A 26,808-nucleotide genomic window follows, 5' to 3' on the forward strand; every position below is an offset into this window, starting at 1 on the left:
GTTCACTCCCGGGTGTCGGCGGTCGCCCGGCGGCGGACCACCACCAGCGCCACGACGACGCCGACCAGCACCACGACCCCGCCGAGCACCCAGGCGACGCCGGTGTAGTCGGTGCCCGAGCCGCTCAGCGCCTTGTCCGTGGGCTGGGCGCCGTAGTAGCCCCAGTAGCCCTGCTGCCCCACGATCACGCCATCGGCCTTCGGTTGCAGGGTGAACCCGCTGTAGCGGTCGGCCCGGTAGGCCTCCAGCGAGTTCTGGTACCACAGGATCAGCCCGGCGGCCTGGTCGTAGAACCGGGCCTGCGCCTGCTGGACCAGGTCGACGCGCTTGTCCTTGTCGAACTCGCCGAGCTGCCGGTTGTACAGGTCGTCGTACTGCTGGTCGCACAGGAACGTGTCCGGGTTGCCGCCGCCGCTGGGCGTCGGCCGGGACGCGCAGGTCTGCAGCCGCAGCACGTAGTCCGGGTCCGGGTTGGCCGACCAGCCGCTGATCACCATGTCGTAGTCGGCGCTGGTGGTGCGGTCGTTGAGCTGGTTGTCCGACACGGGCTGGAGTTCGACGTTGATGCCGAGATCGGCCAGCCACCGCTTGACGAACTCGCCGACCTGGGTGTCCTCCGACCGGGACCCGTGCAGCACGAGGTTGAATTCCAGCGGCTCGCCCTGCGGGGTGCGGCGGATGCCGTCCGCGCCGCGGGCGTAGCCCGCCTCGTCGAGCTTGCGGTTGGCGGCGGCCGGGTCGAAGGTCCGCGGCTGCGGCGGCGTCCACTGGTAATCGGAGAAGATCGGCGGCAGGTACCCGCCGCCCTCCTGGCCGTAGCCGCCGAGCACCCGGTCCACCAGGACCTTCCGGTCGATCGCCTGGTCGATGGCCTGCCGCACCCGCACGTCCTTCAGCGCCGGGTGACCGTTGCCGATCGGCTCGTTCTCGCTGTTGGTCGCGCCCGGGTTGAGCGACAGCTCGAAGAACCGCCGGCCCTGGCCCTTGACCTGCTCGATGTCGGCCTCACCCGCCAGCGCGTCGAACTGCGCCGGGGTGAGCTTCTGGACGACGTCGATGTCGCCCTTGCGCAGCGCCTGCACCGCGGCGTCGCTGTTCTTGAACTGGACGAACTGCAGCCCCGCGACCTTCGGCGCGCCGCGCCAGAAATCGGGGTTGGCGGTCAGCGTGACGTCCTGCTCCGCGCGGTAGCCCGTGAGCGTGAACGGCCCGCTGCCGACCACCGGCAGCTGGTCGTTGGCGAAGCCCGCGACGTCGGCGACCTTCGACCACACGTGCTCCGGCACGATCGGCGCGTCGATCGCCAGCATCGTGGCCTGTGGCGTCTTGGTGCGGATGACCAGCGTGGTGTCGTCCGGCGCGGTGACGGTCTCGAAGTTCTCCACGAAGTTGCCGTTGGCGGTGCTCGCGGCCGGATCGGTCATCATCCGGTTGAACGTGTAGGCGGCGTCGCGGGCGGTCACCGGCTGCCCGTCGGACCACTTGACGCCGGCCCGGATCCGGAAGGTCCAGACGAGCTTGTCCGGGGAGGGTTCCCAGCTCTCGGCGAGCTCCGGCATCACCGAGAAGTCGTCCGGGCTGTAGGTGGTCAGCGTCGGGTAGATGGATCGGAAGATGTCGGTGGAGGCCAACGTGTACCCCAGGAAGGGGTTCAGCGAGTCGATCTGCTGCTGCAGCCCGATCCGCAGCGTCGCGCCCTCCTGGCGCGCGCCGTCCTGCTGCGCGATTGCCGGCATCGGCACCAACAAGGCGACCAGCAGCGCAGTCCAGAGCACTGCGAATCGTCTGCCCACGGCGACCCCTCCTTCGTGGCGAGTGAGAAGAAGGAACCACCTTCAGGCGCTGTTCGTCAATGGTTAACCGGCGGTTGTCTCCGAGCGGCATCACGCACAGGTACCGAACCGTTACCCGATCGGCGAGCCGCACCTCGAATGTCTGGTCGTGGGGCATAGATTGGGGGGCGTGCGGATCTTGCTCTCAGCGGACATGGAAGGCGTCACCGGCGTCACCTGGACCGACGACGTGGTGCCCGGAACCGAGCAGTGGCAGCGCTTCCGGCGCCTGTTCACCGGCGATGTCAACGCGTGCGTCGAAGGGCTCTGCGCGGCCGGCGCCACCGGCGTGCTGGTGAACGAAGCGCATTCGTCCCAGCGGAACCTGCTGCTGGAGGACCTCGACGAGCGGGCGGTGCTGCTGACCGGGCGGCACAAGCCGCTGTCGATGATGCAGGGCATCGAGTCCGATGTGGACGGTGTGGCGTTCGTCGGCTACCACGCGGGCGCGGGCGAGGAAGGCGTCCTTTCCCACACCTACCTGGAGAACTCCATCACCGGGGTGTGGCTCGACGGCGCGCCCGCCGGGGAGGGCGGCCTCAACGCGGCGCTCGCCGCCGAGTACGGGGTGCCGGTCCTGCTGGTCACCGGCGACGACCGGGCCTGCGCCGAGGCCGCCGGGTACGCGCCCGCGGCGAAGACCGTCGTGGTGAAGGAATGCGTCAGCCGCTACGCGGCGATCTGCCGCCCGCCGGCCCGCACCGCGGCCGACATCCGCGCCGCGGCAACCGAAAGCCTGCGCCTGGCCGGGCGGACCGAAGGCGTGGCCCGCCCGCACCGCATCGAGGTGGAGTTCGACGCCGCGCACCTCGCCGCGGCCGCCGCGGTGATCCCGACCGTCGAGCAGCTGGGCGTGCGGCGGGTCGGGTTCGACGCGCCGGACATGACCGAGGCGATGAAGGCGTTCAAGATCGTGACGACCATCGCCGCGCGCGCCGTCCAGGGCATCTACGGCTGATTACAGATCGCCCCAGCGCGCAGCCTGCCACTGCACGGCCGACGGCCGCTGCCCGGTTCGGGTGAATTCGTCCAGCGCCGCCCGGAGTTCCCGGAACGGCAGCACCGCGTTGCGCGGGAACTTCAGCGTGCTACCCGCGTCGAACGGCAGTGCGGGCGCGTCCGCCGACGGCTCCGGGTTGAGCGTGTGCCAGGAGTCGAGGTCGCCTTCCTCGGACTCCTCGGTGAAGTTCAGGACGCCGACCTCGGCCTCCGCGTCGGTGACGATCCGGATCTGCTGGTACGGCCCGGCCGCGTCCGGATCCTCGTGCGGACGGTCCCAGACGTAGAGGTGGCTGGCGCCCGGCCCCTTCGGCCGGAGCACCCGGTCCACCAGCTCGGCCTTGTCGTCCTCGGTCTGCGCGTAGTACCGCTCGCCGTCGGCCACCGCGGTCGCGACCGTGATCCCGAGTTCGGTGTTGCGGGCCCCGATCGCCTCGGAACGCAGGCCTTCCAGGCAGATCCGCGCCTCCTTCAGCGCCTTGATCGCCGCGCCCTGGTGGAACACCAGGTCTCCCCAGTACGGGTGGCCGAGCACCCTGTTGAGGTCGGCGTAGACCTCGTGCGTCGCCTCGATCAGCTTGTCCAAGGCGTCCACCGGGACGTCCGTGAGGCGGGCGAACACGACCGCAGGCGGTTCGAGCGGGCCGGTCTCGTCCGGTGCTGGATTCGACATGCGTTCCCTGCATCCACTTCGATCGTGGGCGACCCCCAGGACGCCCTGCCCAGATCTCGTTCCCCAAAGGCTACCGCGCGTCATCCGGCGGTCCCGCAGCGCCATCGCACGGTCGCCCGGCGATCAGCTGGCGTGGTCGCGCAGCACGCTGATCGCCGGTTCGTCCCGCACCGAGGCGAGGGACAATAACGCCCGCGCGAGCCCGTCCGGGTCGTCGAACCCGAGCTCCTCGACCAGATCGTCGGGCAGACTGAGCATCGACAGCGCGACGCCGAGCATGCCCGCGTCCAGCAATCCCGCGCCGCGGCGGCTCATCCGGCGCCCCACCGCGGCCTGCAGCTGCACCGCGGTGTCCACATTGGCCTCGGTGATGTCCCCGAGCTCCTCGCGCACCTCGGGGTTGCGCACCGCCTCCAGGTGCAGCTCGAACAGCGCCAGGAACTGGGATCGCGCACTCGTCGACATCCGCCGCAGCATCGCCGCGTACAGCGCGGTGATGTCCTCGCCGGTGACATCGGCGGGAACCTGGCTGCGCAGGCCGCGCAGCGCCTCGGTGTGCTGAGCGGCGAGGTAGCGCGCAACGGCCAGGAACACCGCGCTGCGCGTCGGGTAGTAGTTCTTGGTCGTGCCTTCTGGAACCTCGGCCTCGCGATCGATGGCGCGGTGCGTCAGCCCGCGGCCGCCATCGCGCGCCAGCACCTCGATGGCGGCGTCGGCGAGCAGTTCCCGGCGGTTGCCTCGTTGCGGCATGCATCCCCTGGCTGTTCGGTCTTGCAGGCTGATCAACAGCGTAGCCCGCGCACCACACCAGTGGTGGGCAGGGGCACGCCGCGCACCTTGACCGGCATCCCCACGATTGGTATAGACCTCATGTCCGCGATCACCTCGCCACGGGAGCGCAAGATGTCGGAAACAGGCCCGGTTCACGCCGAGCAAACGCTGGAACACCTGCGAAAGATCGGCACCCACAACGCCGAGGCCCTGCGGGCCGCCGCCGACCGCCTCTTCGCCGCGGTCCGGGCGGACGGCCTCGTGTTCACCGCGGGCGCGGGCCACTCGCTGGCCGGCGTGATGGAGTCGTACTACCGGGCGGGCGGCCTGGCCGCGGTGCGGCCGCTGTACCACCCGGACCTGCTGCCCCTGCACGGCGCGGTGGCCAGCACCAGGACCGAACGCCGCACCGGCCTCGCCGAGGAGGTGCTCACCGCGGCCGGTTTCCGGGGCGGCGCGGACGTGCTGGTGGTGTTCTCCAACTCCGGGGTGAACCCCTACCCGGTGGAACTGGCCAGGCTCGCCCGCGCGGCGGGCTCGACGGTCGTGGCGATCACCTCGCCGACGGCCAGCGCCGAGGCCCCGAAGCGCGCGGGCACGACGCTGACCGAAGAAGCCGAGATCGTGCTGGACACCCTGGTCCCGGGCGGCGACGCGAGCTATCCGCCGGCGGAGCCGGTGACGGCACCGCTGTCCTCGATGGCGAACGCGTTCCTGTGGAACATGCTGCTGGTGCAGATGTACGACCTGGCAGGCGCGGCCGGCGTCGACCTGCCGGTCTGGCGCAGCTCGAACACGATCGGCGGTGACGAAGCCAACGCCGCCAACCTCGCGCACTACGGAGCGCGGGTACCCGGCCTGAACTAGTCCGAGCCGAACTGCTCGGCCAGCTCCGCGATGCGGCGCAGCTGGGCGGCGCGCTCGGCGGCGAGCTGCTGCTCCGGGTCGACGGCCTCGTCGGCCTGGACCAGCAGCGCCAGGGTCTCGCGGACCGCGCCGTCCGGCGGCTGGGCGACGGCATCGGCGAGCTGGTCCACGGCGTCGTCGAGCCGGTCGGGTTCGACGACGGAATTGGCCAGACCGAGCCGCAGTGCCTCGTCCGCCTGAATTTCCCGCCCGGTCAGGCAGATTTCCACTGCCTTTGCGTAACCAACGGTTCTGACCAGGGGCAACGTGCCGCCAAGATCCGGCACGAGCCCCAGGCCGGTCTCCGCCATGCGCAGCCTGGCATCGGTGGCGAGCACGCGCAGGTCGCACGCCAGGGCGAGCTGGAACCCAGCGCCGATGGCGTGCCCCTGCACGGCCGCGATGGTCACCCGATCGGGTTCGCGCAGCCAGCTGAACCCCTGTTGAAAACCGGCGATCTCGGCATCGGCCTGCTCGGTGGGGCGCTGGGCCAGCGCCGCCAGCCCGGGCGCCCCGTCGACGTCGGCGAAACCGAAGAGCCGGCGATCCAGGCCGGCCGAGAACGACCGGCCCGCGCCGCGCACCACCACTACCCGGACCTCCGGGCCCAGGGATCGTCCGATCTCCCGCAGCGCCTGCCAGGTGTGCGGTGTCTGCGCATTCAGCTTGTCCGGGCGGTCCAAGGTGATCGTGGCCCGCCGCCCGTGGATCGTGAACCCCACACCGCCACGATCCAACAGGCCGGCGTCCACTATCGAATCCGCCAAGCGGACCTCCATTGCAGATCTGAGCAGATCTCTGGAGTCGTACTATGTCGTCGGTGCAGACGGCCGGTGGCCGTCGTGCTCACTTCTTCTTCGAGCGCGTCGCGCCCCCGCGGCCCCGCAACTGCACGCCTGATTCGCTCAGGACGCGGTGCACGAACCCGTAGGACCGGCCGGTCGACTCGGCCAGAGCGCGGATGCTCGCCCCCTTCTCGTACTTCTTTCTCAGGTCACTGGCAAGCTTGTCCCGCGCGCTACCCGTGATGCGCGCGCCTTTCTTCAGCTCAGCCACGGTGTCCCCGCCTTCCCTCTGAGCAGGTCGGGCCTCGCGACCCCTGTCAGCGCAATGATCGAACAGGAAACGCGGGAACGCCAGGCGATCATGGAAAAAAGATCGGCCAACGGTCGAGATGACCGCGCGGCGATCACCGGAATGCACTAATCCATCCGTAGTAGCGGACGTTGCGAGCGCAACCTCTGCTAGGCCAACTGGACGAGGTCCAAGTAGTCGTCCGACCAGTGGTCTTCGGTCCCATCCGGCAGCAGGATGACCCGTTCCGGTTCGAGTGCCTGAACCGCGCCGGGATCGTGCGTTACCAGCACGACGGCGCCGGCGAAGCTGCGCAGCGCGTCGAGCACCTGCTCGCGGCTCGCCGGGTCGAGGTTGTTGGTCGGCTCGTCCAGCAGCAGCACGTTCGCCGCGCTGGAGACCAGACCCGCGAGCGCCAGCCGGGTCTTCTCGCCGCCGGAGAGGGTGCCGGCGGGCTGCTTCAACTGCTCGCCCTGGAACAGGAACGCGCCGAGCAGGGTGCGAAGCTGCTGTTCAGGGGTGTCCGGCGCGGCACTGCGGACGTTCTCCCACACCGTCGCGTCGTGGTCCAGCGTTTCGTGTTCCTGCGCGAAGTACCCGACGCGCAGCCCGTGACCAGGCACGATCTCACCCGAATCGGGCTTCTCCATGCCGCCGAGCAGGCGCAGCAGGGTGGTCTTGCCCGCGCCGTTGAGGCCGAGGATGACGACCTTGGCGCCGCGGTCCACCGCCAGGTCGACGCCGCTGAAGATCTCCAGCGAACCGTAGGACTTGGACAGCCCGTCGGCGGTCAGCGGGGTCCGCCCGCACGCGGCCGGCTCCGGGAAGCGGATCCTGGCGACCTTCTCCTGGGCCTGCTCAGTCTCGGCCTCCGCCAGCAGCTTCTCCGCCCGGCGGGCCATGTTCTGGGCCGCGACCGCCTTGGTCGCCTTGGCCCGCATCTTGTCGGCCTGCGCCATCAGGGCCGACGCCTTCTTCTCGGCGTTGGCGCGCTCGCGGCGGCGGCGCTTCTCGTCCGCGGCGCGGGCGTCCTGGTAGCGGTCCCAGTCCATGTTGTACACATCCGCCTCGCCGCGGATGGCGTCCAGGAACCACACCTTGTTGACCACGGCCGCCAGCAGCTCCACGTCGTGGCTGATGACCACCAGGCCGCCGTCGTGGTTCTTCAGGAAGTCGCGCAGCCAGTTGATCGAGTCGGCGTCGAGGTGGTTGGTCGGCTCGTCGAGCAGCAGCGTGCTGGCCGAACCGCCGCCGGGCCCGGCCTCCGACGCGGCGAACAGGATCCGGGCGAGCTCGACGCGGCGGCGCTGACCACCGGAGAGCGTGCGCAACGGCTGGTTGAGCACCCGGTCGGGCAGGCCGAGGTTGCTGCAGATGCGCCCGGCCTCGCTCTCCGCGGCGTAGCCGCCGCGCGCGGCGAAGCGCTCCTCCAGCCGGCCGTAGCGGGCGATCGCCTTGTCCCGCTCCCGGTCGTCGACCAGCTCGGCCATGGCGGTCTGGGCCTTCTCCATGTCGCGGATCAGCTGGTCCAGCCCGCGCGCGGAGAGCACCCGGTCCTTCGCCGTGACGGTGAGGTCACCTTCGCGGGGGTCCTGCGGCAGGTAGCCGATCTCGCCGCGGCGGATCACGTCACCGGCGTAGGGCTGGCCCTCGCCGGCGAGCACGCGCAGCGTCGTCGTCTTGCCCGCGCCGTTGCGGCCGACCAGGCCGATCCGGTCGCCGGGCTGGACGCGCAGGGTCGCGTCGGAGAGCAGGATGCGGGAGCCGGCGCGCAGTTCCAGGCCGGTGGCAGAAATCAAGGGGAACTCCGAAAGTCGGTGGTCAAGCGATTCCATGAGCGCGCCCACCGGCAGGCCGAGTGGGCGTGGGCACTGCTGAGCGGCTCGGTCGCTAAACGACGACCGGGCGAATCAGCGATGGAGTGGCGCGGGGAACGCGAACCACGTAACGCTTGCTAACCACGAACCCAGTGTATCGGGCGTTGTCCACCGATTTGATCGCAGACCTCATCACGTCGGTCACAACCGCCGGTGCTCCTGCTCACAGCACGAACGTGTCGCTCCACAGCTGCGTGGTGCGGCCCGACAGGGCCTCCAGCAGCGCGGCGGCCTGGTCGTCGGTCAGCGAGGCGACGAAGTCGATCACCGCTCGGCCGCGCGCCATCCGCTCCAGGCGCTCCGCGTCGACCGGCTCCGCGTCACCGGGCGCCAGCAGCAGCTCCGGGTCGTCGCTGCGCAGCTGCGAGAACTCGGCGCGGGCCCGGTCGAACAGGTCGCGCAGGCGGTGCGGCAGCCGGGCGGCCTCGCTGCGGTCGATCAGCCAGTTGTCCAGGGCCTCGACGAGCTTGCTCAGCAGCCGGTCCTGGCCGCGCTGGTGCAGCGCGAGGTCGGGGCGCTGCAGCACGAACCGGCGGTGCACGAACTTCAGCACCTGCACCTCGTGCCACTGCTCCACCGCCAGCGCCACGTGCCCGGACCGCGTGTTCGGGTGCTCGTCGACCTGGATGCCCTCGACCAGGCGCTGCGTCCACTCCCCGGAGAAGGCCGCGATGGACCGCTCGGCGAGCTGGGACCGGTCGAAAGGCACCTCCAGCAGCTTGTTGACGAGGTTCGCGACGACCTTCTTCACCGCGCTGACGAACGCCTCGTCGTCGGCGATCCAGCCGTCCTTGGCGTGCAGCCGGCGGCGCAGCCGCTCCAGCGAGCAGCCGGGTCGCATGCCGTCGCCGGCGAGCTCGGCGTCGGAGCGGGCGGCGAACTCCGCGGCGTGCCCGAGCCACTCGGTCAGCTCGTGCGAGACGCTGGTGTGCTGCAGGACCCCGACGCGGTGGAAGTCCTCCAGGTCGTGGATCGCGTAGGCGATGTCGTCGGCGGTGTCCATGATCGACGCCTCGACGGTCTGCTGCCAGTCCTCGATCCGGCCGCCGAACGCCGCACGGGCGTCGATCAGATCATCGATTTCGCTGCTGTAGCAGGAGAACTTCGCCGATCCGGTGCCCGGCTGCTCCTCCGGCTCGGATGCGCCGCGCGGCGGCGAGGCCAGGTGCCGGGGGTGCGGTTGCGGGCGGGACAGCCGGGTCCACGGGTACTTCAGCAGCGCGGCCCGCACCGCCGCGGTCAGGTCGAGGCCCTCGCCGCCGACGCCGCGCACGTCGATGCGGGTGACCACGCGGTAGGTCTGGGCGTTGCCCTCGAAACCGTCCGGCAGCGAGAAGCGCTGCCTCGCCAGCCTGTCCAGCACGCTCTCGCCGAGGTGCCCGAACGGCGGGTGCCCGAGGTCGTGGCCGAGCCCGGCGGCCTCGACCACGTCCAGGTCGCAGCCGCCGAGGCGGTCCAAGCGCGCCACGTTCTCCCGGTTGGCCATCAGCCGCTCGGCGATCGCCCGGGCGACCTGCGCGACCTTCAGGCTGTGGGTGAGCCGGTTGTGCAGGAGCAGCCCGGAGCCGCTGGGACTGACGACCTGCGTCACGCCGCCGAGGCGGGCGAAGAACGCGGAGCTGGACACCCGGTCGCGGTCCGCGCGGAACGGGCTGGCGGCTAGGTCACCTGGGCCGTGGACGGATCCGGAGCGGCTGCTGCGCCGGGCGGTCCGGGTTGGCTGCACATCCTGCATGGGCTCACGTTAGCGGCCCTGGCGGCGCGATTGGTGGCCGACGTGATCTGATGCTCCGGTGGATGTCGTTGTCGTGGGCGGCGGCCCGGCGGGCCGTGCGGCGGCGGCTGCCTGCAGCGATACCGGCCTGCAGGTGACGCTCGTCGATCCCGCGCCGCGACGCGTCTGGCCGCACACCTACGGGACCTGGCGCGACGAGCTGCCGCCGTCGGTGCCACCAGCGGCGATGGCGTCGGTGCTGCCGTGGATGGCGGTGCGCGGCACCGAGCGGCACGAATGGCAGCGGCCGTACGCGGTGCTGGACAACACGGCGCTGTGGAAGCACCTCTGGCGTCCCGACATCGTCGAGGTGACCGGGCGCGCGACGGCCGCCGAGCACGGGCCGACGGGCTCGACGGTGGTGCTCAAGGACGGCCGGCGGATCGCGGCGGCCGTCGTGGTCGACGCGACCGGCGCCGCGCGGGCTCTCTCCGGCGGACGCCCGGCGCACCCCGCGGCCCAGCAGTCCGCGGTGGGCTGGGTGGTCGACGCCGCGGCCGCGGAACCGTTCTGCGATCCGGACGCCGGCGTGTTCATGGACTGGCACCCCGCTCCGCAGACCCGCGGCGGCTGGCCCACGTTCCTCTACGCGGTCCGCCTCGGCCCGGACCGGGTGCTGCTCGAGGAGACCTCGCTCGCGCGCCGCCCGGCGCTGCCGCTGGCCCTGCTGCGCAGGCGGCTCGCCGGACGGCTCGCCGCCGCCGGGGTGACCGAGCAGGAACGGATCGGCGAAGAGCGGGTCCGGTTCCCGGTGGACGATCCGCTGCCCCGGCCCGGGCGGGTGATCCCCTTCGGCGCGGCGGCGGGCTTCGTGCACCCGGCGACCGGGTTCAGCGTGGCCGGCTCCCTGCAACGCGCGCCGTGGCTGGCGGCGGCGATCAGCGCCGCGCTCCCCTCCGGCCCGGCCCCCGCCGCCCGGGCGAGCTGGTCGATCTTGTGGCCGCCGCGCGCGGTGGCCGCGCACTCGCTGCGACACCGGGCCCTGCAGGCCCTGCTGTCGCTCCCCCCGGACCTGGTGCCGGAGTTCTTCGAGGTGTTCTTCCGGCTGGACGAGCCGCACCGGACGGCGTTCCTGGCGGCCGAGGGCAGCGCCGCCGGGACGACGGCCGCGATGTCGGCCCTCTTCCGCAGCGCGCCGTGGCGGATCCGGCGCAGACTGGTGCTCGGCGGCCTCACGGTGGGACACCCGCCCGCCCGGCACGGACTCGGCGGCAGCTGAACCCGCACACCGCCTGTAGCGAAACCGCTCCGTTTCGTTGTGTCGATGGCCACAGGGTCGCCGACTGGCCGATGCTTCACGCTGGCAAAACAGGCTAGGTTGGGCCGCGGGGAGAGGCGGTGTCCTCCGCCGGGGATGAGGAACTGAGATGTCGGTGAACAGGTCGTGAACACCGTCGATGGAGCGGCATGAGTCCGGGCAGCATCGACTCCGTGCTTGCGCTGGTTGACGAAGTGCGCTTCGCGTTCCAGCCGTTGATCAACATCAAGACCGGTGCCATCGTCGCGATCGAGGCGTTGGCCCGGCCGGCGGGCGCGCACGTCCAGGACCTCTTCCGGGAGGCCGCCCGGCAGCGGCGGCTGACCGAGCTGGACGTGGAGCTCGCGACGGCCGCGCTGGTCTCGGCGGCGGAGCACGAGTCCCTGCTCCCCCTACACCTGAACATCTTCGGCGGCACCGTCACCCACGACCTGCCCCGGCTCGACCTGCTGCGCGAGAAGCTCCGCGAGATCGGCCGCCGCGAGCAGGAGGTGACGCTGGAGATCGGCCCGCCGTTCGCCCGGCTGGACTCCGCCGAGCTGCTCAGCGGGGTGGAGAAGCTGCGCGCCGACGGCTTCCAGGTCGCCCTGGACGGCGTGGGCGAGGGCGACGTGCCGCTGACCCTGATCGCCGACATCGGGCCCGCCATGGTCAAGCTGGACCGCGGCGTGGTCGCCGGGCTGCCGGACAGCTCCGCCCGGGTCGCGGTGGTGGAGGCGGTCCGCCACCTGTGCGAATCGACCGAGAGCCAGCTGGTCGCCGAGGGCGTGGAGAACGAGCGCCAGCTGACCGCGCTGCGCCGCAACGGCATTCGCCTGGTGCAGGGGAACCTGCTCGCCCCGGCGGCCCGGCGGCCCCCGACTGCGAGCAGCGTGCCCGGCGTGGCGGCGGAGGTGACCGACCCGCACGGCCCGCCGATCAGCACCCTCGCGACCGGGCCCCGGGTGACGGAGTTCCTGTCGCCCGCGACGATGCTGCCGATCGACGCGACCGCCGACAAGGTGCGCGGCGTGCTGGCCGACCACCCCGAGATCAGCGGCGTGGTGCTGGTCGACGAGCAGAACCGGCCGCAGTGGACCATCGACCGCAACCGGTTCCTGCTCGCGGTGACCGGCCCCTACGGGCACGCGCTGCACGCCAAGCGCGCGGCATCGCGGCTGGCCGACGAGCCGCGGGTGGTCAACACGGCGACGACGGCGATGGAAGCGCTGAGCCTGGTGACCCGCTCGGACCAGTACCGGATGTACGACGACGCGATCGTGGTCGACGAGTCGGGCCGCTGCCTGGGCGCGGTGCGGGCCGGCGACCTGATCCGCGGCATGGCGGAGCTGAAGGTGGAGGAAGCGGCGGCGCTCAACCCGCTGACGCGGCTGCCGGGCAGCGACGCGATCGCCCGCGACGTGGCGCGCCGGATCGCCGCCGGCGAGATCTTCGCGGTGAGCTGGCTGGACATCGACAGCTTCAAGAAGGTCAACGACACGGCCGGGTTCTCCGCGGGCGACGACCTGATCCGCGCGATCGGCCGCGGCCTCACCGACGCGGCGACGGCGCTGCGGTCGGTGCAGGTCGGCCACGTCGGCGGCGACGACTTCTTACTGGTCAGCGACCTCGACGACCTGGTGCAGCTGGCGAGCCTGGTGCTCGACCCGTCGCGCTCGGCGGGCGATCTCGACGTGACCCTCTCGCTGGCGACGCTGGTGTGCACGCCGACCACGGTCCACGGCTACGACGAGGCCTCCAGCCGGCTCGCGCCGCTGAAGCAGCACGCCAAGTCGCTGTCCGGTTCGAGCTGGGTCATGTCGCGGCCCGGCTCGGATCGCATCGAAGTGCTCCGCGGCGCGTAACACGCACGGCGGATTGCCGAACCCTCCGTCCTTTTAGGACAGGGTGGAGTCTGGCCGCTGACCTTCAGGCCGGACTTTCCGTGAACCGCACTGTCACACCCCATCCGTAATGTGATCAGAGTGAAGGCGAACGCGGCGGCGAGGTTCCGTCTGTACCCCAGCCAGGTACAGGCAGAACGGCTCACGGCGTGGTCGCATACCTGCCGGGCGGTGTGGAACACTGCGCTCGCGCAGCGCATCTGGGCATACAAGTCCGCGCAGCGAGCCACCGTGCGCTCCATGGAGCAGTGCTCCGGACTCACCGAGGCACGCAAGGACCACGCCTGGCTTCGAGACCTTCCCGCGCAGTGCGCCCAGCAAGTTCTCCGGCAGCTCGATGCCGCCTATGACAACTTCTGGAACCCCGCCCAGCCGGCGGGGTTTCCGCAATTCAAGCGCAAGCATCACCGGCAGGGTGTGACGTTCCCCGGTCAGGCGGTGCAGGTCCGTAAAGTGTCGCGCCGCATGGCGCACGTGAAGGTCCCCAAGCTGGGGTGGGTACGGTTCCGGCTGTCTCGCCCACTGGGCGGCGCCGTCCGCAACGCCACAGTGTCCCGCGACGGCCTGGGATGGCACATCGCGTTCGGCATCCACCAGCCTGAACCAGCCCAGCAGCCGGTCAACACCGGCGCTGCGGTCGGGCTGGACGTAGGAATCGCCTGCTCGGTGTTCGTCTCAGACGAAGATACCGAGCGTCAACGCCCCAACACACTGACTCCCGGCGAACAGGAGCGACTGCGGGGCTTGGAGCAACGCAAAGCCCGGCAGATCAAGTACGCCAAAAAACACAACGGAGGAAAGTACTCCAATAGACTCCGCAAGACCATCGTGGCGATAGCTGCGGTGAAGGCTCGGCAGGCCCGCAGGCGCGCGGACTGGAACCACAAGCTCACCACCGACCTGGCCAAAAACCACGGCTTGATCGCGGTCGAGGACTTGAAGGTCCGCAACATGCTCCGCTCCGCCAAAGGCACTTCCGAGCAGCCCGGCCGAGGTGTACGCCAGAAGGCAGGGTTGAACCGAAGTGTCGCCGATCAAGGATGGTTCGAGATCCGCCGCCAGCTTGGGTACAAGACCAAGCGGTACGGCGGTGAACTGGTCGCGGTTCCGGCATCGGGTTCGTCGCAGACATGCTCGAAGTGCCATACCCGCGACCCCGAGTCGCGTGAGGGTTGCGGCCGGTTGTTTACGTGCGTGCATTGCGGGCACACCGACCACGCCGACCGCAACGCCGCCATGATCATCCTTGCTCGAGCATTCAGCACCGCCGGACGGAAACCCACCACCGCGTGGGAGGCGGGAACTGCCGCAAGCGGTCGCGGCAGTTCACAGAGCACGCGCAGTCCACATGGGCAAGGCACCCGCACGGGTAGCCGGTTGCGTGAACCATCCTCGAACGTCACCGCAGCATGACATCGAGGAATCACCCGCCTTCAAGCGGGAGAGGACGTCAAAACCCGAACAACGAGCCCGACCTGCATTCGCCGTGGATGTACTCGCTGGTCGGGCAGCCCGCGAAGACCTCCGCGGTGGTGCGGGCGCAGCAGACCCTGTTCACCAACGCCGCCGACGGCGTGACCGGCAACGACGACCTGGGCACCATGTCGGCCTGGTACGTCTTCAGCGCCCTGGGCCTGTACCCGACGACGCCGGGCACCGGCCAGTTCGTGCTGAACGCGCCGCGGTTCGCCAGCGCCGTCGTGGAACTGCCGGGCGGTCCGCCGCTGAAGATCGAGGCGCCCGGGGCCGACGGTTCGAAGCTGCAGTACATCGACGAGGTGCGGATCTCCGGTGCCCCGCAGGAACGGGTGTCGGTGGACCTGGAGCGGCTGCGGTCGGGCGGCACCATCGAGCACCGCCTCGCCGACCGGCCCACGGACTGGGCCACCGGGCCGGACGCCGCGCCCGCTTCTCCTTGCGCGGCACCGTGATCCGGTTCCACCACAGCGGTCCTCGAGCCGTGGTGTAGCCCTCCCGCGCAGGCTGGGGTGCGGTGCCGGAAGGGCCGGCGCAGCCTGCGCACTGGAGGTCGGGTCAGTGATCGAGTTCCCGCACGGCGGGTGGACCGAGGACGCTTTCGCCGGGGTGGCGCGAGCTTTCCGGGAGAACTTCGCGATCGGCGCGGAGGTGGGCGCCGGGGTCTGCGTCTACCACCGCGGCCGGCCGGTGGTGGATCTGTGGGGCGGCTACGCCGATGCGGAGCGCACCGACCCGTGGCGGCCGGACACCTTGGGCGTGCTGGCGTCGCCGACCAAGGCCATGGTCGCCGCCGCGGCGCTGGTGCTGGTCGAGCGCGGGCTGCTGGAGCTCGACGCGCCGATCGCCGAGCACTGGCCCGAATTCGCCGCCGAGGGCAAGGGTGGGATCACGCTCCGCATGGTGCTCGCCCAGCGCTCCGGCGTGGTGTGCCTCGACCACGACCCGATCACCGCCGACCACCTGCGCACGCACTCGCCCATCGCCGATGCGCTCGCGGCGGCGCGGCCGGAATGGGAACCGGACACCGCGCACGGCTACCACGCGACCACCTTCGGGCACCTGGTCAGCGAGCTGGTGCGCCGGCGCACCGGCCGCACCGTCGGCCGGTTCTTCGCCGCGGAGATCGCGGCGCGGCTCGGCCTGGACTGCCACATCGGCCTGCCCGACCCGGGTTCCGCGCACCTGGCGACCATGGTGGAGTCCAAGGCCGAGGAGCTGATGGCGGGCGTCGACCCGGGCGACGAGCTGGCCATGCTGGTCGCGCTCGGCGACCCCGGATCGCTGACCTTCCGCGCGGTGATCGGCAGCATGTCGCTGGACACTGCGCCCGACCCGGTGCTGGAGAACCCCTCCTACGACGGATTGGCCAGCGCGCAGTCGCTGGCCCGCCTGTACGCCGCGTTCATCGGCGAGGTGGACGGCTACCGCCTGATCCGCCCGGCGACGCTCGCCGAAACCCGACGGGTGCACTCCACCGGCACCTGCCTGGTCACCCTGCTGCCGAGCGCCTGGGGCCTGGGCTTCCAGCTGGCGGGCGGCCCGATCTTCCCCGCGTCGGCCGGGCTCGGCACGGCCTTCGGCCTGGCCGGGGCGAACGGCAACTTCACCTTCGCCGACCCGGAGCACGAGCTGGCGTTCGCCTACGTGCAGAACGGCGGGGCCCGCGAGATCGGCGACATGGACGACCGCGCACGGCGGCTCACCGAGGCCACCTACCGGAGCCTCGGCGCCTCGTGACCCGTCACCAGGCCACCGGGGCCGGTGGCCTCCTGTCGTACCAATGGGAGCGGCGGCGCAGCGGCGAGCCCGGGAGGTGACTCCTGGGCGGCCGGGCGCCGCCCCAGCGGCTCGCCCAGTCCACCGCCTCGCCGCGCAGCCAGGCCTGTGCGAGCGCGGATTCCGGGATCCCGGCGGGCCTTCCGGCGGCCACTTCGGACAGTGCCGAGCGCAGTTCGCCGGGCTCCGCGGCCGCGATCACCGCGCGGGTCCGGTGGTCGTGGCGACCCGTCTGCAACGTCCAGGCGAGGCTCGGCAGACCCGGTGCCGTCGGCGCGTCGAGCTCGGCGAGCAGGCTGCGCGCGAACTCCGCCAGGCAGTCCTCGTCCTGGCCGGACAGCGGGAACAGGTGCGGCCCGGGTTCCGGCTCCGCCTGGTGCGGCGGTGTCGTCGGCTCTTCCAGCAGCACGTGGGAAACGGCGCCGCCGAGGCCGAAGGAGTTGATCCCGGCCAGGCGAGGCGCTTGCCCGGCGGGCCACGGCACGTCGTCCACCGCGATCGCCACGTTCGTGCCCTCGATCGGCAGCCGCGGGTCCGCCTCGGTCAGGCCCGCGATCCGCGGAATCCGGCCGTGCCGCAGCACGAGCGCGGCCTTGACCACGCCCATCAGGCCCGCGGCCGCTTCGAGGTGGCCGATGCTGGCCTTGATCGAACCGACCCACACCTTGCCGTCCGGGCCCGCTCCCGCGGTCGCGCCGGAATCGGCCAGGGCCCGGGCGAGCGCCGCGACCTCGACCGCGTCCCCGCTGGGCGTTCCCGAGCCGTGCGCTTCGAGGTAGCCCAGCTCGCCCACCGAACGACCGGCGCCCGCCGCGGTCCGGCTCAGCAGCCGCACCTGCGATTCGACGTCGGTGCCGGTCAGCCCGCCGCCCCGGCCGTTGTGCGCGGTGCCGACCGCGCGGATGACCGCGTGCACCGGGTCGCCGTCGGCCAGCGCCTCGTCCAGGCGCTTGAGCAGCACGCAGGCGCCGCCCTCGCCGCGCACGTAGCCGTCGCGGTCGGGGCCGAAGGGCACCGAGTCACCGGTCGGCGACAACGCTCCGCCGCGGTAGGCGGTGTTGGCGTAGAACCCGTTGCTGATCACGCTCGCCGTGCCGACCAGCGCCATCGGGTACTCGCCCCGCTGGAGCCCCTGCGCCGCGATGCCGAGCGCCGAGAGGCTCGACGAGCACGCCGAGTCGATCACCATGCTCGGGCCGGTCCAGCCGAACTGGTAGGAGACCCGGTTGGCGCTGAACGCCGTCATGCCGCCCGGGAACGCTGCGCCGTCGGCGAGGCCGTGCGCGTTGATCCGCTCCCGGTAGTCGGACAGGAACGTGCCGACGAACACGCCGATCGGCTCCCCGTCGAGCCGGTCCGGGGCGAGCCCCGCGTTCTCCACGGCGTGCCAGGCCAGTTCCAGCATCATCCGGTGCTGCGGGTCCATCCAGGCCGCCATCCGCGGCGCGATGCCGAAGAAGCGCGCGTCGAAGGTGTCGATGCGCTCCAACAGCGACGCGGTCGGCGGATTCGGCAGGTCCACGCCGGGTTCGAGGCCGTGCCAGCGGCCCTCCGGCACCGGGGCGAAGCGTCGCCGGCCCCGGCTGAGCATGTCCCACAGCTCGGCGAGGGAATCGACGCCTGCCGCGCGCGCGGACATGCCGATGATCGCGATCGGATCGTTGGTCATCGGGAACAACCTCAGCTCTCGTCCGTGAACCTGGTGCGGCCGCCGCGGGCCGCGAGCCGCTCGCCGTGCAGGCCCTGGATCCGGCGGCGCGCCTCGGCGCTGCCGATCGTCGCCTCGTGGTCCGGGATCTCCCGCGCCAGCGCGGTTTCCGCCGCTGCGCGGGCCTGCTCGCGCAGCTGCGCCTTGAGCCGCTCGACGGCATCGCGCGGCGCCTGGGCGATCCGCAGCGCGAGCCGCTGCGCCTCGGCGTCGACTTCGTCGTGCGCCGTCACCCGCACGCCGGCACCGCGCGCGGCGAGCTCGCCGCCCCGGTAGCTCTGGCCCGCGTACAGCATCTCCGTGCCCAGCGCCTGGCCCAGCTTGGCCGGCAGCAGGTGGGTTGCGCCCAGCACCGGGGTGAACCCGAAGGTCAGGAAGTTCGCCGCATACCGGGAACGCTCGCTGAGCACGGTGACATCGCAGTAGAGGGCGAGCAGGAAACCGCCGCCCAGCGCGTGGCCCCGCGCGGCGGCGACCACCGGGACCGGGCAGTCGATCACCGCGCTCAGGAACTCCCACATCGCGACGATCCGCTGCTCGCGCGTGCCGAGCATCTGCTCCGCGGACGCGCCCGCGCAGAAGATGTCGGGCAGCCCGGCCAGCACGACGGCCCGCACCGCCGGATCCGCGGCCACCTCCCGCAGCGCGGCGACGACCTCGGCGCGCAGCTCGACCGAGAGCCGGTTGCGCCCGGCCGAGTCGGCCAGGCGGATCGTCGCCACCGGCGCCACCACGTCCACCACGACTGCCGTGTTCACGGGATCAACCCCTGGTTCCGCAATCCGGCGATCCGCTGGTGGACCTGGGCATCCGCCATCCGTCGGCCGAGGACTTCCACGACGAGTTCTTCGCGCGGCAGCGGGGGGAAGAGTTCCGCGTAGTAGCCCTTGAGCGCCGCCAGCGCCCCCGGGTCCGCCGCGCGCAGCCGCCGCAGGACGCGGCGCAGCTCGTCCTCGCCGCCGGTCGCGTCGGCCAGCCCGAGCCCGACCGCTTCCGCGCCGGGCACCTCGCGCGCGGTCAACGCCAGCCCGTAGGCGCGGTGCGCGCCGATCCGCCTGGCCACCACCGGCAGGATCGTCGCCGGAAGCAGCCCCAGCAGCACCTCGGTCATCCGGAACTCCGCTCGCGGCCCGGCGATGACCTGGTCGCAGGCCGCCGCCAAACCCACCCCGCCGCCCAGCGCCGCCCCGTCCACGAGCGCGACCGTCACCAGGGGCGACGCGGTGAGCCTGGTCAGGAGTTCGCCGACCGCCGCGATCCGCGGGCGCCAGGCGCTCTCCAGCCCGTCCAGCGCCATCCCGGCGCAGAACGCGTGCCCGGTGGCGTCCAGCACGAGCACCTGCGCGCCCGACGTGGCCTCTGCCTCGGTCAGCGCGACCGAAAGCCCCGCGAGCAGCGGCTCGTCGAGGCGGTTTCCGGTGCCAGGGCTGGAAAGCGTCACGCGGACGACAGGCGGCCGCGAGGCGTCCACGGACACCGCGTTCACCGCCACTCGTAGCTCCGGTGGTAGGTCTCGATGCCGGCCAGCACCAGCACCGGGCCGTGCGCCCGCGACGGTTCGGCGTACTGGTCCCATGAGGACAGATCGGTGCGCAGGTGCTGCCGCGGCAGCAGGCATTCGCGGGCCCACGGCAGCAGCTTCTCGTACTCCGCGAACGAGATCTCCCGCCGGCTGCGCACGCGGCCCGCGATGCCCACGGCCGCCAGCTCCCGGCCCGCACCGGGCTGGACGACGCCGCTGAAGAACTCGCTGGCGCAGCCGGAACCGTAGGAGTACAGCCCGATTTTGGCGCCCTCCGCCTTGGCGTTGTCGATCAGGCTCGCCAGCGCCAGGTAGATCGAGCCCGAGCACAGGTTGCCCACCATGCGCGGGTAGACCAGCGACGGGCCGATGCGGCGGGCGAAATCCGCCTCGATCGCCTTCGGCGAGCCCGGGGCCGCCTCGCGCATCAGCTTGCGGTGCGCCGCCTTCACCATTCCCGGGAACGGCGTGTGCATCACCAGGTGGTCGAAGGTGGTGGCGAAGTCGGTGTCGGGCGCGAGCCTGCGGTAGTCGGCGTAGCTGCCCGAGAGGCACTCCAGGTAGCTCAGCAGGGAGAGGTCGGCGTCGACGTAGTCGAAGTCCGGCGCGGGCCGCGCGGTGTCCATCGTCTCGAAGCTGTGCAGCCCGTTGCGGCCCTCGTCCAGCGCCAGCACCTGCGGCTCGGCCGACAGCAGCACCGCGACGGCGCCGTTGCCCATCGTCGGCTCGGCGTACCTCGCGCGCTCGTCCATGGGGCTGATGTCGGTGGCGACGACCAGCGCCCGGGCCCGCGGATTCGCCGCCCCGGCGAGGTATCCGGCCGCCAGCTGCAGCATTCCCGTCGCGCCGTAGCAGGCCTGCTTGACCTCCATGATCCGGCAGCGCCGGGACAGGCCGAGGTAGCGGTGCGCGTAGGAGGCGATCGACTTGCTGAGGTCCACACCGGACTCGGTGGAGGTGACCAGCAGCTCGATGTCCTCCGCCGCGTCGCCGAGCGCGTCCACCAGCGGCTTGGCCGCGTTGACCGCGTTGGTGACCGGGTCCTCCCACGGCAGCAGCACCGAGCGGTGTTCGAGCCCGAGGTTGCCGATCCGGTCGGTGTCCAGGCCGCGGCCTTCGAACAACTCCCGCACCGGGAGCCGCGCGAACCCGCAGTAGGCGTTGAGGCCGTCGATGCCGACGCGCGCCATCAGCCCTTCACCCCGCTCAGGTGCTCGATCAGGGCCCCGATGTCCGGGATGTGCGCGAAGTTCGAGATCGGCTCCGCCCGCTCCAGCCGGTGCAGCAGCAGGCTGATGATCTCCACCCGGTCCACCGAGTCCGCGCCGAGGTCGCGGAGGCTCTTGTCCCGGGTGATCTCGGCGGTGGGCAGGTCGGGCAGGATCTCGACGATCGCCGCCCGCACGGCCTGCTCGACTTGGTTCATGCTTCCTCCACGAGAAGGCTGATCGCGGACACCGCGAGCAGCCGGCCGGACCCGATCTCCCGGACCGCGACGTCGGCGACCTCGGCGCCGCTGCCGGAGTCGTCCCGCCACAACCGGATCGCGATGCGCAGCCGGGAATCGAGGTCGGCGTTGCCGAAGTAGCCGAGCTTGTGGTCCAGCACCCGGCGGGCGAGGAACTGCCGGTCGCTGCGGCCCAGCCGCCGCCACAGCCGCAGCAGCGCGGTGTCGATGATGGAGAAGTACGACGCGAAGTACACGAGCCCGACGCCGTTGAAGTCGTGCACGACGTCGAGTTCGTAGATCGTGTCGGACGTTTCGGCCAGGGTGTGGCCGGGCACGCCCGACGGGTGGAACGTGCCGTTCTTCCGCGCCCGGGAGGCGATCCCGCGCGGCGAGTACTGCGACGGCAGCCGGGGCAGGTGCTCGTGCCGGAAGTCCGGCGGCGCGGAGCGCACGAGCTCCTCGTTGCTGTCCGGCCGCGAACGCGATATCCAGCGGTTGAAGTTCTGCACGTAGATGCCGTCCGGCCGGGGGTTCTCGTAGAACTCGACCGGATCGATCTCGTCGTCCGATGTGGACAGCCGGTGCAGCGTCAGCACCGACTCGCCGCCGAAGCCGAACACCCGCGAGGACACCGTCAGCTCGTCGCCGAAGGTGAGGCCGTGCGGGTGCCGCTCCGCGCTGCCCCGCACGTGGAAGTAGTAGAACGACAGGTAGGCCGGATCGCCGTCGGCGGTGCGCGCGTCGTAGACGTTGGTCCCGCAGTCGGCCGCGACGGCCTCCCAGGTCCAGTCCCCGAGCTGCGCGAAGATCGACGAGCTGCCACCGCACATGTGCGGCGTGATCGTCACCTGGCGGATCATGCCGCCTCGGCCGCGCGTTCGCGGACGTAGCCGGCGAGCTCGTTCAGCGTCGGGTGGTCGAAGACCGCGTCGACGACCTCGCTGAGCCCGTACTTGGCGTTGATGACCGAGACCAGCTCGACGCCCAGCACCGAGTCCAGGCCGAGGTCCTGGAACGTCGCGTCGTCCTCGACCTCGGCGACCTCCACGTAGAGCACCTCCGCCAGGTGCGAGCGCAGCTCGTCCCGAATGGTGGCTGCATCCAGCGAAACGGGCACTTCCCTCTCCTTCACTTGCGAATGACGATGGCCGAGTTGTAGCCGCCGTTGCCCCGCGCGAGCACGAGCGCGGTCCGCAGCGGGACCGCCCGCGGCTCGCCGAGCACGAGGTCGATCCGGTACTCCGGCGGCACTTCCGCGGTGTGCGCGGTGGCCGGGATGACGCCGTCCCGCAGCGCCAGCAGGGCGCACGCCAGGTCGAGCGGGCCGCCGCCCGCGTAAAGCCTGCCGACCAGCGCCTTGGGTGCGCTGACCGGGACCGCGTGCGGGCCGAACACCTCGGTGATGGCGGCGGCCTCGGCCCGGTCGAGCTCACGGGTCCCGGCGGCGTCGGCGAAGACCACGTCGACCTCGCCGGGTACCAGGCCCGCGTCCGCCAGGGCGCGGCGGATGGCCCGCGTCAGGACCGGCGGCCGCCCGGAATCCGGCCTCGGGTCGAACGTCGCCGCGTGGCCGGCCAGACGCCCGTACACCCGGGGCGCCCCGCGTTCGCGGGCCGACCGCTCGTCCTCCAGGACCAGGTACGCCCCGCCCTCGCCCGGCACGTAGCCGGACGCCGCAGCGTCGAACGGCAGGAAGGCCCGGCGCGGATCGGGCGTGGTGCTGATCCGGCCGGTGGCCAGGTGGGAGACCCAGCCCCACGGGTCGTAGGACGATTCGACGCCGCCCGTCACCGAAAGCCGCACGCCGTCGCGGACGACCCGTCGCGCGTGCGCCACCGCGTCCAGCCCGCCGGCCTGCTCGGCGACCACCACGCTGCCCGGGCCGCGCATCCCGTGCCGGATGGAGATCTGCCCGGTGTTGGCCGCGTTGAACCAGGCGAAGGACTCGTACACGCTGACGTGCTCGGGCCCCTTGGTCCACAGCTTCTGGATCTCCCGGTGGGTGAACTCGAAGCCGCCCGTGGCGTTGGAGCTGATCACGCTCAGCTCCGTGTCCACAAAGGACTTCGGATCCGCCTCGGCGTCGGCCAGCGCCTGATCCGCCGCGACCAGCGCCAGCCGGGTGACCCGGTCGGTCTGCGGCAACAGCCGGCTGGACAGGAACTGCTCGGGATTGAAACCCCGGACCTGCCCGGCGAGCCGGGACGGATAGCGCGTCGCGTCGAACCGCTCCAGCTCGGCGATGCCGCTGCGCTGCTCCAGCGTCGCCGACCAGAACTCCGCCGCGCTCATCCCGTTGGGCGCCACCACGCCCAGTCCGGTGAAAACCGCTGTCATGACTGGACTCCTCGCCACTTCCGCAGCACCATCGCGCTCTGGTAGCCGCCGAAGCCGCTGCCCACCGTGAGCGCGGCGCCGACCTCGTGGTCCCGGGCGACCAGCGGCACGTAGTCGAGGTCGCACTCCGGGTCCTTCTCGTGCAGGTTCGCCGTCGGCGGCACCACACCGTGCTCGATCGCCAATGCGCAGGCCGCGATCTCGATCGAGCCGATCGCGCCGAGCGAGTGCCCGATCATCGACTTGATGGAGCTGACCGGGGTCCGGTAGGCGTGCTCGCCGAGCGCGTGCTTGAAGGCCGCCGTCTCGTGCCGGTCGTTCTGCTTGGTACCCGAGCCGTGCGCGTTGACGTAGTCGATGTCCGTGGCCGGCATCCGCGCCTCGTCCAGCGCCGCGCCGATCGCCTCGGCCATCTCCCGGCCGTCCACCCGCAACCCGGTCATGTGGTAGGCGTTGCAGCGCGTCGCGTAACCGCCGATCTCGGCGTAGATCCGCGCGCCGCGCTTGCGCGCGTGCTCGTACTCCTCGACGACGAACATGGCGGCGCCTTCGGCGAGCACGAACCCGTTGCGGGTGCGGTCGAACGGCCGCGCCGCGTGCTCCGGATCGTCGTTGCGCGGCGTCGTCGCCTTGATCGCGTCGAAGCACGCCGCGGCCAGCGGGGACACCGCGGCCTCGGTCGCCCCGGTCAGCATCACGTCCGCGCTGCCCTCGGCGATGAGCTGGTGGGCGTAGCCGACCGCGTCGATGCCCGACGTGCAGCCGGTGGACAACAACCCGACCGGGCCTTCCGCCCCGACCTCCCAGGCGAGCTCGGTCGCGATGGTCGTCGGCGTGAGGTGGTTGAACAGATGCGGCGACGCGTACTCGTGGTCCACCAACCAGTTCCGCCCGGTGTCGGAGAGCACCAGGTACTCCTGCTCCAGGCTGGTGGCCGCGCCGACCGCGCTGCCGACGCTCACCCCGAGGCCGCCCGGATCCACCGCGCCGAGCTCCAGCCCGCTGTCGTCGACGGCCTCGCGCGCGCACACGATCGCGAACTGGGTGACCCGGTCCATCCGGCGCAGCTGCCGGTGGGTCAGGCCGTGCTCGGCCGGGTCGAAGTCGCATTCGCCCGCGACCTGGGACCGGAAGGAACTCGCGTCGAATGCGGTGATTCGCCGGGTCGCGGTGCGGCCGGCGGTGAGCAGGTCCCAGAACTCCTTGGTGTTGCCCCCGCCCGGGGCCACCACCCCGATCCCGGTGATCACCGCGCGTCGTTCGCCTCGTGCGCTCATGCCGGCTTGGCAACCAGATCGAGCAGTAGCCGGGGCGTCTCGACGACCGCGATCTCCTCGTCGGAGATCTCGATGCCGAACTCCTGCTTGATCCGGCTCGCGGTCTCCATCAGCGCCAGCGAGTCGTAGCCGAGGTCGGCGAACGGCGTGTCACGAATGTCGCCGTGCAGATCGACGTTCTCGTCCGCACCGGCGCATTCCGTGAGAATTCTCCGGAGATCGTCGATGGTCATGTGGCTCAGCCCTCCAGTTCCGTGCGCTGTGCACGATCGACTTTGCGTTCCTGCGCTACAGACCCGCTCGAGCTCCGGTGGTGCTCCGGCGTTTTCCATTGCGGTGCCTCGACGATCTCCAGGACCGCCGCGGACCAGGTGAACCCGCCGCCGACGCCGAGCAGCGCCACCAACTGCCCCGGCCACGCCCGGCCGCTCTCCACCAGGTGCGCGACGCCGGCGAACTGGTCGCCCGCACCGAGGTGCCCCACGCCGCGGCTCCACGACCACAGCGACCGGTCCGGGTCGATGCCGAAGCGGCGGAAGTAGTTGACGTCCAGCCGCCGCCGCCCGAAGTGCGGGAGCACGAACCAGTCGACGTCGGCCAGCGCCGCCCCGGCCTCGTCGAGCGCGCGCCGCACCGATTCGGTGTGCCGCTCGGCCATCAGCACGACCGAGCGCTGCCCGGCCGGGCTGTGCAGGAAAGCCCGCGTGGTCTCGTCGATGCTGACCGGGGTCCGGGCCGACAGCGGCGCCGGGCCGAACGGGTCGTCGCCGCGGTGCATCCGCTCCAGTTCCGGTTCTCCCACCGACACCAGCGAACGCAGCCGGGCGAAACCGGAACCCCGCGCCAGCACCGTCGCGGTCGCGCCGTCGGCGAACACGGTGCCCGGGTCCGACCGCCACCGGTCGATGCCCGGCGCGCAGAACCGGTCCGCCGTGGTCAGCAGCGCCGCGCGACCGCCCGTCGCGGTGAGGTGCGCGGCGGCGAGTTCGAGCGAGGCCAAGCCGCCGTTGGAGGTCTGCCGCAGCTCGATCGCCGGGCACCGGTTGCCGATCGCCCTGTGCTGCACGTAGGACGCGGGCGCCCACATGTCGTGGCCCTGGTGGTACGAGCAAGCGTGCAGGACCAGCGCGATCTCATCGGGAGCGCAACCGGAGCGCGCCAATGCTTCCTCTGCGGCGGCCACCGCCATGTCCGGTGGGGATTCCTCGGCCACGGTGACCCCGGTTACCTGCGCCCGCCGCACCGCCTCGGCCTCCACCAGCCCGCGCGAAACCGCCTCCGCCGCGGGCATCGCGGGCGGCAGCCAGCTCGCGCAGGCGCGCAAATAGATGTCGTCCCAACGCATCCGCGAAGCCTGACCGCACACTGTGGAACCCGGCTGGAGCCCCGCTCTAGCAGATCTCGAACAGCGCGCGCCAGCCTCGCCCAGGCAAGCGGAGCCCACATTGGAGGATCGTGGTGAGCGAGGAACGAGTCGCGCTGGTGACCGGGTCGTCGTCCGGCATCGGCGCCGAGGTGGCCAGGAGGCTCGCGGCCGACGGCATGCGGGTCGTGATCAACTCGGCGCGGTCGGTCGAGGCCGGCGAGGAACTGGCCGCCGCACTGCCCGGCGCCGTGTACCTGCGTGCCGACATCGCGCAGCAGGACGAGGCCCGGCAGCTGGTGGACGCGACCGTCGAGCGCTTCGGCCGGCTGGACGTCCTGGTCAACAACGCCGGGACGTCGCGCCCGATCCCGCACCACGACCTGGAGGCCGCGGATCTCGCGGTGTGGCAGGAGATCTTCGGCGTCAACGTGTTCGGCACCTGGCAGACCACGGTCGCCGCGATGCCGGCGCTGCGGGACGGCGGCGGCGTGGTCGTCAACATCTCCTCCATCGCGGGCAGCCGCCCCGCGGGCAGCTCGATCCCCTACGCGGTCAGCAAGGCCGCGATCGAGCACATGACCCGGCTGCTGGCCAAGGCCGTCGGCCCGGACGTCCGGGTCAACGCCGTCGCCCCCGGCCTGATCGAGACGCCGTGGATCCAGGGCAAGGACTTCTTCAAGCCCATCATCGAACAGGTCCGGGACACCACGCCGCTGCGCCGCGTCGGCCGGCCCGACGACGTCGCCGAAGCCGTGCACTCCCTCATCAACTCGACCTACACCACCGGACAGGTGCTGCTCGTCGACGGCGGCGCGCACCTGCTCTGACCCACCGACGACGGAAGGG

General features: G+C 71.6%; 25 protein-coding genes and 1 pseudogene. 8 read left to right on the forward strand and 18 right to left on the reverse strand.

Annotation, left to right across the window (positions count from 1 at the left end; genetic code table 11):
- Nucleotides 1-2: 2 nt before the first annotated feature.
- Nucleotides 3-1,793 (reverse strand): ABC transporter substrate-binding protein, encoded by a 1,791-nt coding sequence (locus AC07EQ_RS20125; RefSeq protein WP_478389447.1) that lies wholly within the window; start codon nucleotides 1,791-1,793, stop codon nucleotides 3-5.
- A 169-nt stretch (nucleotides 1,794-1,962) separates the two neighbouring features.
- Between AC07EQ_RS20125 and AC07EQ_RS20130 the strand changes: the two genes are divergently transcribed.
- Nucleotides 1,963-2,790, forward strand: a complete 828-nt coding sequence (locus AC07EQ_RS20130) for a M55 family metallopeptidase (protein ID WP_478389448.1) — start codon at nucleotides 1,963-1,965, stop codon at nucleotides 2,788-2,790.
- Here the strand turns inward: AC07EQ_RS20130 and AC07EQ_RS20135 are convergent, their stop codons facing one another.
- Together AC07EQ_RS20135 and AC07EQ_RS20140 are read right to left on the reverse strand one after the other, a co-directional pair.
- Entirely contained in the window at nucleotides 2,791-3,504 is a 714-nt protein-coding gene (locus AC07EQ_RS20135; protein ID WP_478389449.1) for an Imm1 family immunity protein, read from the reverse strand. It abuts the gene before it with no gap.
- A 123-nt stretch (nucleotides 3,505-3,627) separates the two neighbouring features.
- Nucleotides 3,628-4,254, reverse strand: coding sequence for a TetR/AcrR family transcriptional regulator (locus AC07EQ_RS20140; RefSeq protein ID WP_358570947.1), 627 nt, complete (start codon nucleotides 4,252-4,254; stop codon nucleotides 3,628-3,630).
- A 153-nt stretch (nucleotides 4,255-4,407) separates the two neighbouring features.
- Between AC07EQ_RS20140 and AC07EQ_RS20145 the strand changes: the two genes are divergently transcribed.
- On the forward strand, nucleotides 4,408-5,142 hold the full coding sequence (locus AC07EQ_RS20145; protein ID WP_478389450.1) for a sugar isomerase domain-containing protein: 735 nt from the start codon (nucleotides 4,408-4,410) through the stop codon (nucleotides 5,140-5,142).
- Here the strand turns inward: AC07EQ_RS20145 and AC07EQ_RS20150 are convergent.
- The 4 genes from AC07EQ_RS20150 to AC07EQ_RS20165 form a co-directional block, all read right to left on the reverse strand.
- Entirely contained in the window at nucleotides 5,139-5,960 is an 822-nt protein-coding gene (locus tag AC07EQ_RS20150) for an enoyl-CoA hydratase/isomerase family protein (RefSeq protein ID WP_478389451.1), read from the reverse strand. The two genes, AC07EQ_RS20145 and AC07EQ_RS20150, sit on opposite strands and share 4 nt — an antisense overlap.
- A gap of 67 nt (nucleotides 5,961-6,027) precedes the next feature.
- Nucleotides 6,028-6,237, reverse strand: a complete 210-nt coding sequence (locus tag AC07EQ_RS20155) for a helix-turn-helix domain-containing protein (RefSeq protein WP_093260265.1) — start codon at nucleotides 6,235-6,237, stop codon at nucleotides 6,028-6,030.
- A 188-nt stretch (nucleotides 6,238-6,425) separates the two neighbouring features.
- Entirely contained in the window at nucleotides 6,426-8,054 is a 1,629-nt protein-coding gene (locus AC07EQ_RS20160) for an ABC-F family ATP-binding cassette domain-containing protein (RefSeq protein ID WP_478389452.1), read from the reverse strand.
- Nucleotides 8,055-8,295: 241 nt separating this feature from the next.
- Nucleotides 8,296-9,867, reverse strand: coding sequence for a deoxyguanosinetriphosphate triphosphohydrolase family protein (locus AC07EQ_RS20165; protein ID WP_478389453.1), 1,572 nt, complete (start codon nucleotides 9,865-9,867; stop codon nucleotides 8,296-8,298).
- Nucleotides 9,868-9,925: 58 nt separating this feature from the next.
- Here AC07EQ_RS20165 and AC07EQ_RS20170 point away from each other — a divergent pair, with 58 nt between their 5' ends.
- The 5 genes and pseudogenes from AC07EQ_RS20170 to AC07EQ_RS20190 all read left to right on the forward strand — a co-directional run bounded on the left by AC07EQ_RS20170 (nucleotide 9,926) and on the right by AC07EQ_RS20190 (nucleotide 16,263).
- Entirely contained in the window at nucleotides 9,926-11,125 is a 1,200-nt protein-coding gene (locus AC07EQ_RS20170; protein WP_478389454.1) for a lycopene cyclase family protein, read from the forward strand.
- A gap of 188 nt (nucleotides 11,126-11,313) precedes the next feature.
- Nucleotides 11,314-13,008: an EAL domain-containing protein gene (locus AC07EQ_RS20175; RefSeq protein ID WP_478389455.1), complete on the forward strand. Its 1,695-nt coding sequence runs from the start codon at nucleotides 11,314-11,316 to the stop codon at nucleotides 13,006-13,008.
- Nucleotides 13,009-13,128: 120 nt separating this feature from the next.
- Entirely contained in the window at nucleotides 13,129-14,460 is a 1,332-nt protein-coding gene (locus AC07EQ_RS20180) for an RNA-guided endonuclease InsQ/TnpB family protein (RefSeq protein ID WP_478389456.1), read from the forward strand.
- A 26-nt stretch (nucleotides 14,461-14,486) separates the two neighbouring features.
- Nucleotides 14,487-14,978 (forward strand): annotated as a pseudogene (locus AC07EQ_RS20185) (glycoside hydrolase domain-containing protein); the annotation flags it as partial.
- A gap of 106 nt (nucleotides 14,979-15,084) precedes the next feature.
- Nucleotides 15,085-16,263, forward strand: a complete 1,179-nt coding sequence (locus AC07EQ_RS20190; RefSeq protein WP_478389457.1) for a serine hydrolase domain-containing protein — start codon at nucleotides 15,085-15,087, stop codon at nucleotides 16,261-16,263.
- 4 nt (nucleotides 16,264-16,267) lie between these two features.
- Here the strand turns inward: AC07EQ_RS20190 and AC07EQ_RS20195 are convergent, their stop codons facing one another.
- From AC07EQ_RS20195 to AC07EQ_RS20245, 11 genes are read right to left on the reverse strand one after another with little or no spacing between them, the layout of a single operon-like run.
- Entirely contained in the window at nucleotides 16,268-17,971 is a 1,704-nt protein-coding gene (locus AC07EQ_RS20195) for a polyketide synthase (RefSeq protein ID WP_478389458.1), read from the reverse strand.
- A gap of 11 nt (nucleotides 17,972-17,982) precedes the next feature.
- Nucleotides 17,983-18,768 carry a polyketide synthase gene (locus AC07EQ_RS20200; RefSeq protein ID WP_478389459.1) on the reverse strand — a complete coding sequence of 262 codons (786 nt, stop codon included), beginning with the start codon at nucleotides 18,766-18,768 and terminating at the stop codon, nucleotides 17,983-17,985.
- Nucleotides 18,765-19,496 (reverse strand): enoyl-CoA hydratase-related protein, encoded by a 732-nt coding sequence (locus AC07EQ_RS20205; protein ID WP_478389460.1) that lies wholly within the window; start codon nucleotides 19,494-19,496, stop codon nucleotides 18,765-18,767. The genes AC07EQ_RS20200 and AC07EQ_RS20205 overlap by 4 nt, the downstream gene beginning before the upstream one ends.
- On the reverse strand, nucleotides 19,493-20,722 hold the full coding sequence (locus tag AC07EQ_RS20210) for a hydroxymethylglutaryl-CoA synthase family protein (RefSeq protein WP_478389461.1): 1,230 nt from the start codon (nucleotides 20,720-20,722) through the stop codon (nucleotides 19,493-19,495). The genes AC07EQ_RS20205 and AC07EQ_RS20210 overlap by 4 nt, the downstream gene beginning before the upstream one ends.
- Nucleotides 20,722-20,958 carry a phosphopantetheine-binding protein gene (locus AC07EQ_RS20215; protein WP_478389462.1) on the reverse strand — a complete coding sequence of 79 codons (237 nt, stop codon included), beginning with the start codon at nucleotides 20,956-20,958 and terminating at the stop codon, nucleotides 20,722-20,724. Before AC07EQ_RS20215 ends, AC07EQ_RS20210 begins: the two co-directional genes overlap by 1 nt.
- Entirely contained in the window at nucleotides 20,955-21,830 is an 876-nt protein-coding gene (locus AC07EQ_RS20220; RefSeq protein WP_478389463.1) for an LnmK family bifunctional acyltransferase/decarboxylase, read from the reverse strand. The genes AC07EQ_RS20215 and AC07EQ_RS20220 overlap by 4 nt, the downstream gene beginning before the upstream one ends.
- An 8-nt stretch (nucleotides 21,831-21,838) precedes the next feature.
- The gene (locus tag AC07EQ_RS20225; protein ID WP_478389464.1) at nucleotides 21,839-22,099 is read right to left on the reverse strand and encodes an acyl carrier protein; all 261 of its coding nucleotides are present in this window, start codon (nucleotides 22,097-22,099) and stop codon (nucleotides 21,839-21,841) included.
- A gap of 11 nt (nucleotides 22,100-22,110) precedes the next feature.
- Nucleotides 22,111-23,319 (reverse strand): ketosynthase chain-length factor, encoded by a 1,209-nt coding sequence (locus AC07EQ_RS20230; RefSeq protein ID WP_478389465.1) that lies wholly within the window; start codon nucleotides 23,317-23,319, stop codon nucleotides 22,111-22,113.
- Complete coding sequence (locus tag AC07EQ_RS20235; RefSeq protein WP_478389466.1) at nucleotides 23,316-24,596, reverse strand: beta-ketoacyl-[acyl-carrier-protein] synthase family protein; 1,281 nt, start codon at nucleotides 24,594-24,596, stop codon at nucleotides 23,316-23,318. The genes AC07EQ_RS20230 and AC07EQ_RS20235 overlap by 4 nt, the downstream gene beginning before the upstream one ends.
- Nucleotides 24,593-24,829 (reverse strand): acyl carrier protein, encoded by a 237-nt coding sequence (locus AC07EQ_RS20240; RefSeq protein WP_478389467.1) that lies wholly within the window; start codon nucleotides 24,827-24,829, stop codon nucleotides 24,593-24,595. The genes AC07EQ_RS20235 and AC07EQ_RS20240 overlap by 4 nt, the downstream gene beginning before the upstream one ends.
- Nucleotides 24,830-24,834: 5 nt before the next feature.
- On the reverse strand, nucleotides 24,835-25,941 hold the full coding sequence (locus AC07EQ_RS20245) for a ketoacyl-ACP synthase III family protein (protein ID WP_478389468.1): 1,107 nt from the start codon (nucleotides 25,939-25,941) through the stop codon (nucleotides 24,835-24,837).
- Nucleotides 25,942-26,054: 113 nt separating this feature from the next.
- Here AC07EQ_RS20245 and AC07EQ_RS20250 point away from each other — a divergent pair, with 113 nt between their 5' ends.
- Entirely contained in the window at nucleotides 26,055-26,789 is a 735-nt protein-coding gene (locus tag AC07EQ_RS20250) for an SDR family NAD(P)-dependent oxidoreductase (RefSeq protein WP_478389469.1), read from the forward strand.
- The last annotated feature ends 19 nt before the right edge of the window (nucleotides 26,790-26,808 follow it).

The organism is Saccharopolyspora sp. NPDC045839 (assembly GCF_056431645.1).

Excerpts from the sequence above, each read along its gene's own strand:
- AC07EQ_RS20210 (WP_478389461.1), bottom strand. The coding sequence starts at position 20,722 with ATGGCGCGCGTCGGCATCGACGGCCTCAACGCCTACTGCGGGTTCGCG.
- AC07EQ_RS20230 (WP_478389465.1), bottom strand. The coding sequence starts at position 23,319 with ATGACAGCGGTTTTCACCGGACTGGGCGTGGTGGCGCCCAACGGGATG.
- AC07EQ_RS20165 (WP_478389453.1), bottom strand. The coding sequence starts at position 9,867 with ATGCAGGATGTGCAGCCAACCCGGACCGCCCGGCGCAGCAGCCGCTCC.
- AC07EQ_RS20145 (WP_478389450.1), top strand. The coding sequence starts at position 4,408 with ATGTCGGAAACAGGCCCGGTTCACGCCGAGCAAACGCTGGAACACCTG.
- AC07EQ_RS20195 (WP_478389458.1), bottom strand. The coding sequence starts at position 17,971 with ATGACCAACGATCCGATCGCGATCATCGGCATGTCCGCGCGCGCGGCA.
- AC07EQ_RS20245 (WP_478389468.1), bottom strand. The coding sequence starts at position 25,941 with ATGCGTTGGGACGACATCTATTTGCGCGCCTGCGCGAGCTGGCTGCCG.
- AC07EQ_RS20215 (WP_478389462.1), bottom strand. The coding sequence starts at position 20,958 with ATGAACCAAGTCGAGCAGGCCGTGCGGGCGGCGATCGTCGAGATCCTG.
- AC07EQ_RS20135 (WP_478389449.1), bottom strand. The coding sequence starts at position 3,504 with ATGTCGAATCCAGCACCGGACGAGACCGGCCCGCTCGAACCGCCTGCG.
- AC07EQ_RS20140 (WP_358570947.1), bottom strand. The coding sequence starts at position 4,254 with ATGCCGCAACGAGGCAACCGCCGGGAACTGCTCGCCGACGCCGCCATC.
- AC07EQ_RS20235 (WP_478389466.1), bottom strand. The coding sequence starts at position 24,596 with ATGAGCGCACGAGGCGAACGACGCGCGGTGATCACCGGGATCGGGGTG.
- AC07EQ_RS20175 (WP_478389455.1), top strand. The coding sequence starts at position 11,314 with ATGAGTCCGGGCAGCATCGACTCCGTGCTTGCGCTGGTTGACGAAGTG.
- AC07EQ_RS20240 (WP_478389467.1), bottom strand. The coding sequence starts at position 24,829 with ATGACCATCGACGATCTCCGGAGAATTCTCACGGAATGCGCCGGTGCG.
- AC07EQ_RS20150 (WP_478389451.1), bottom strand. The coding sequence starts at position 5,960 with ATGGAGGTCCGCTTGGCGGATTCGATAGTGGACGCCGGCCTGTTGGAT.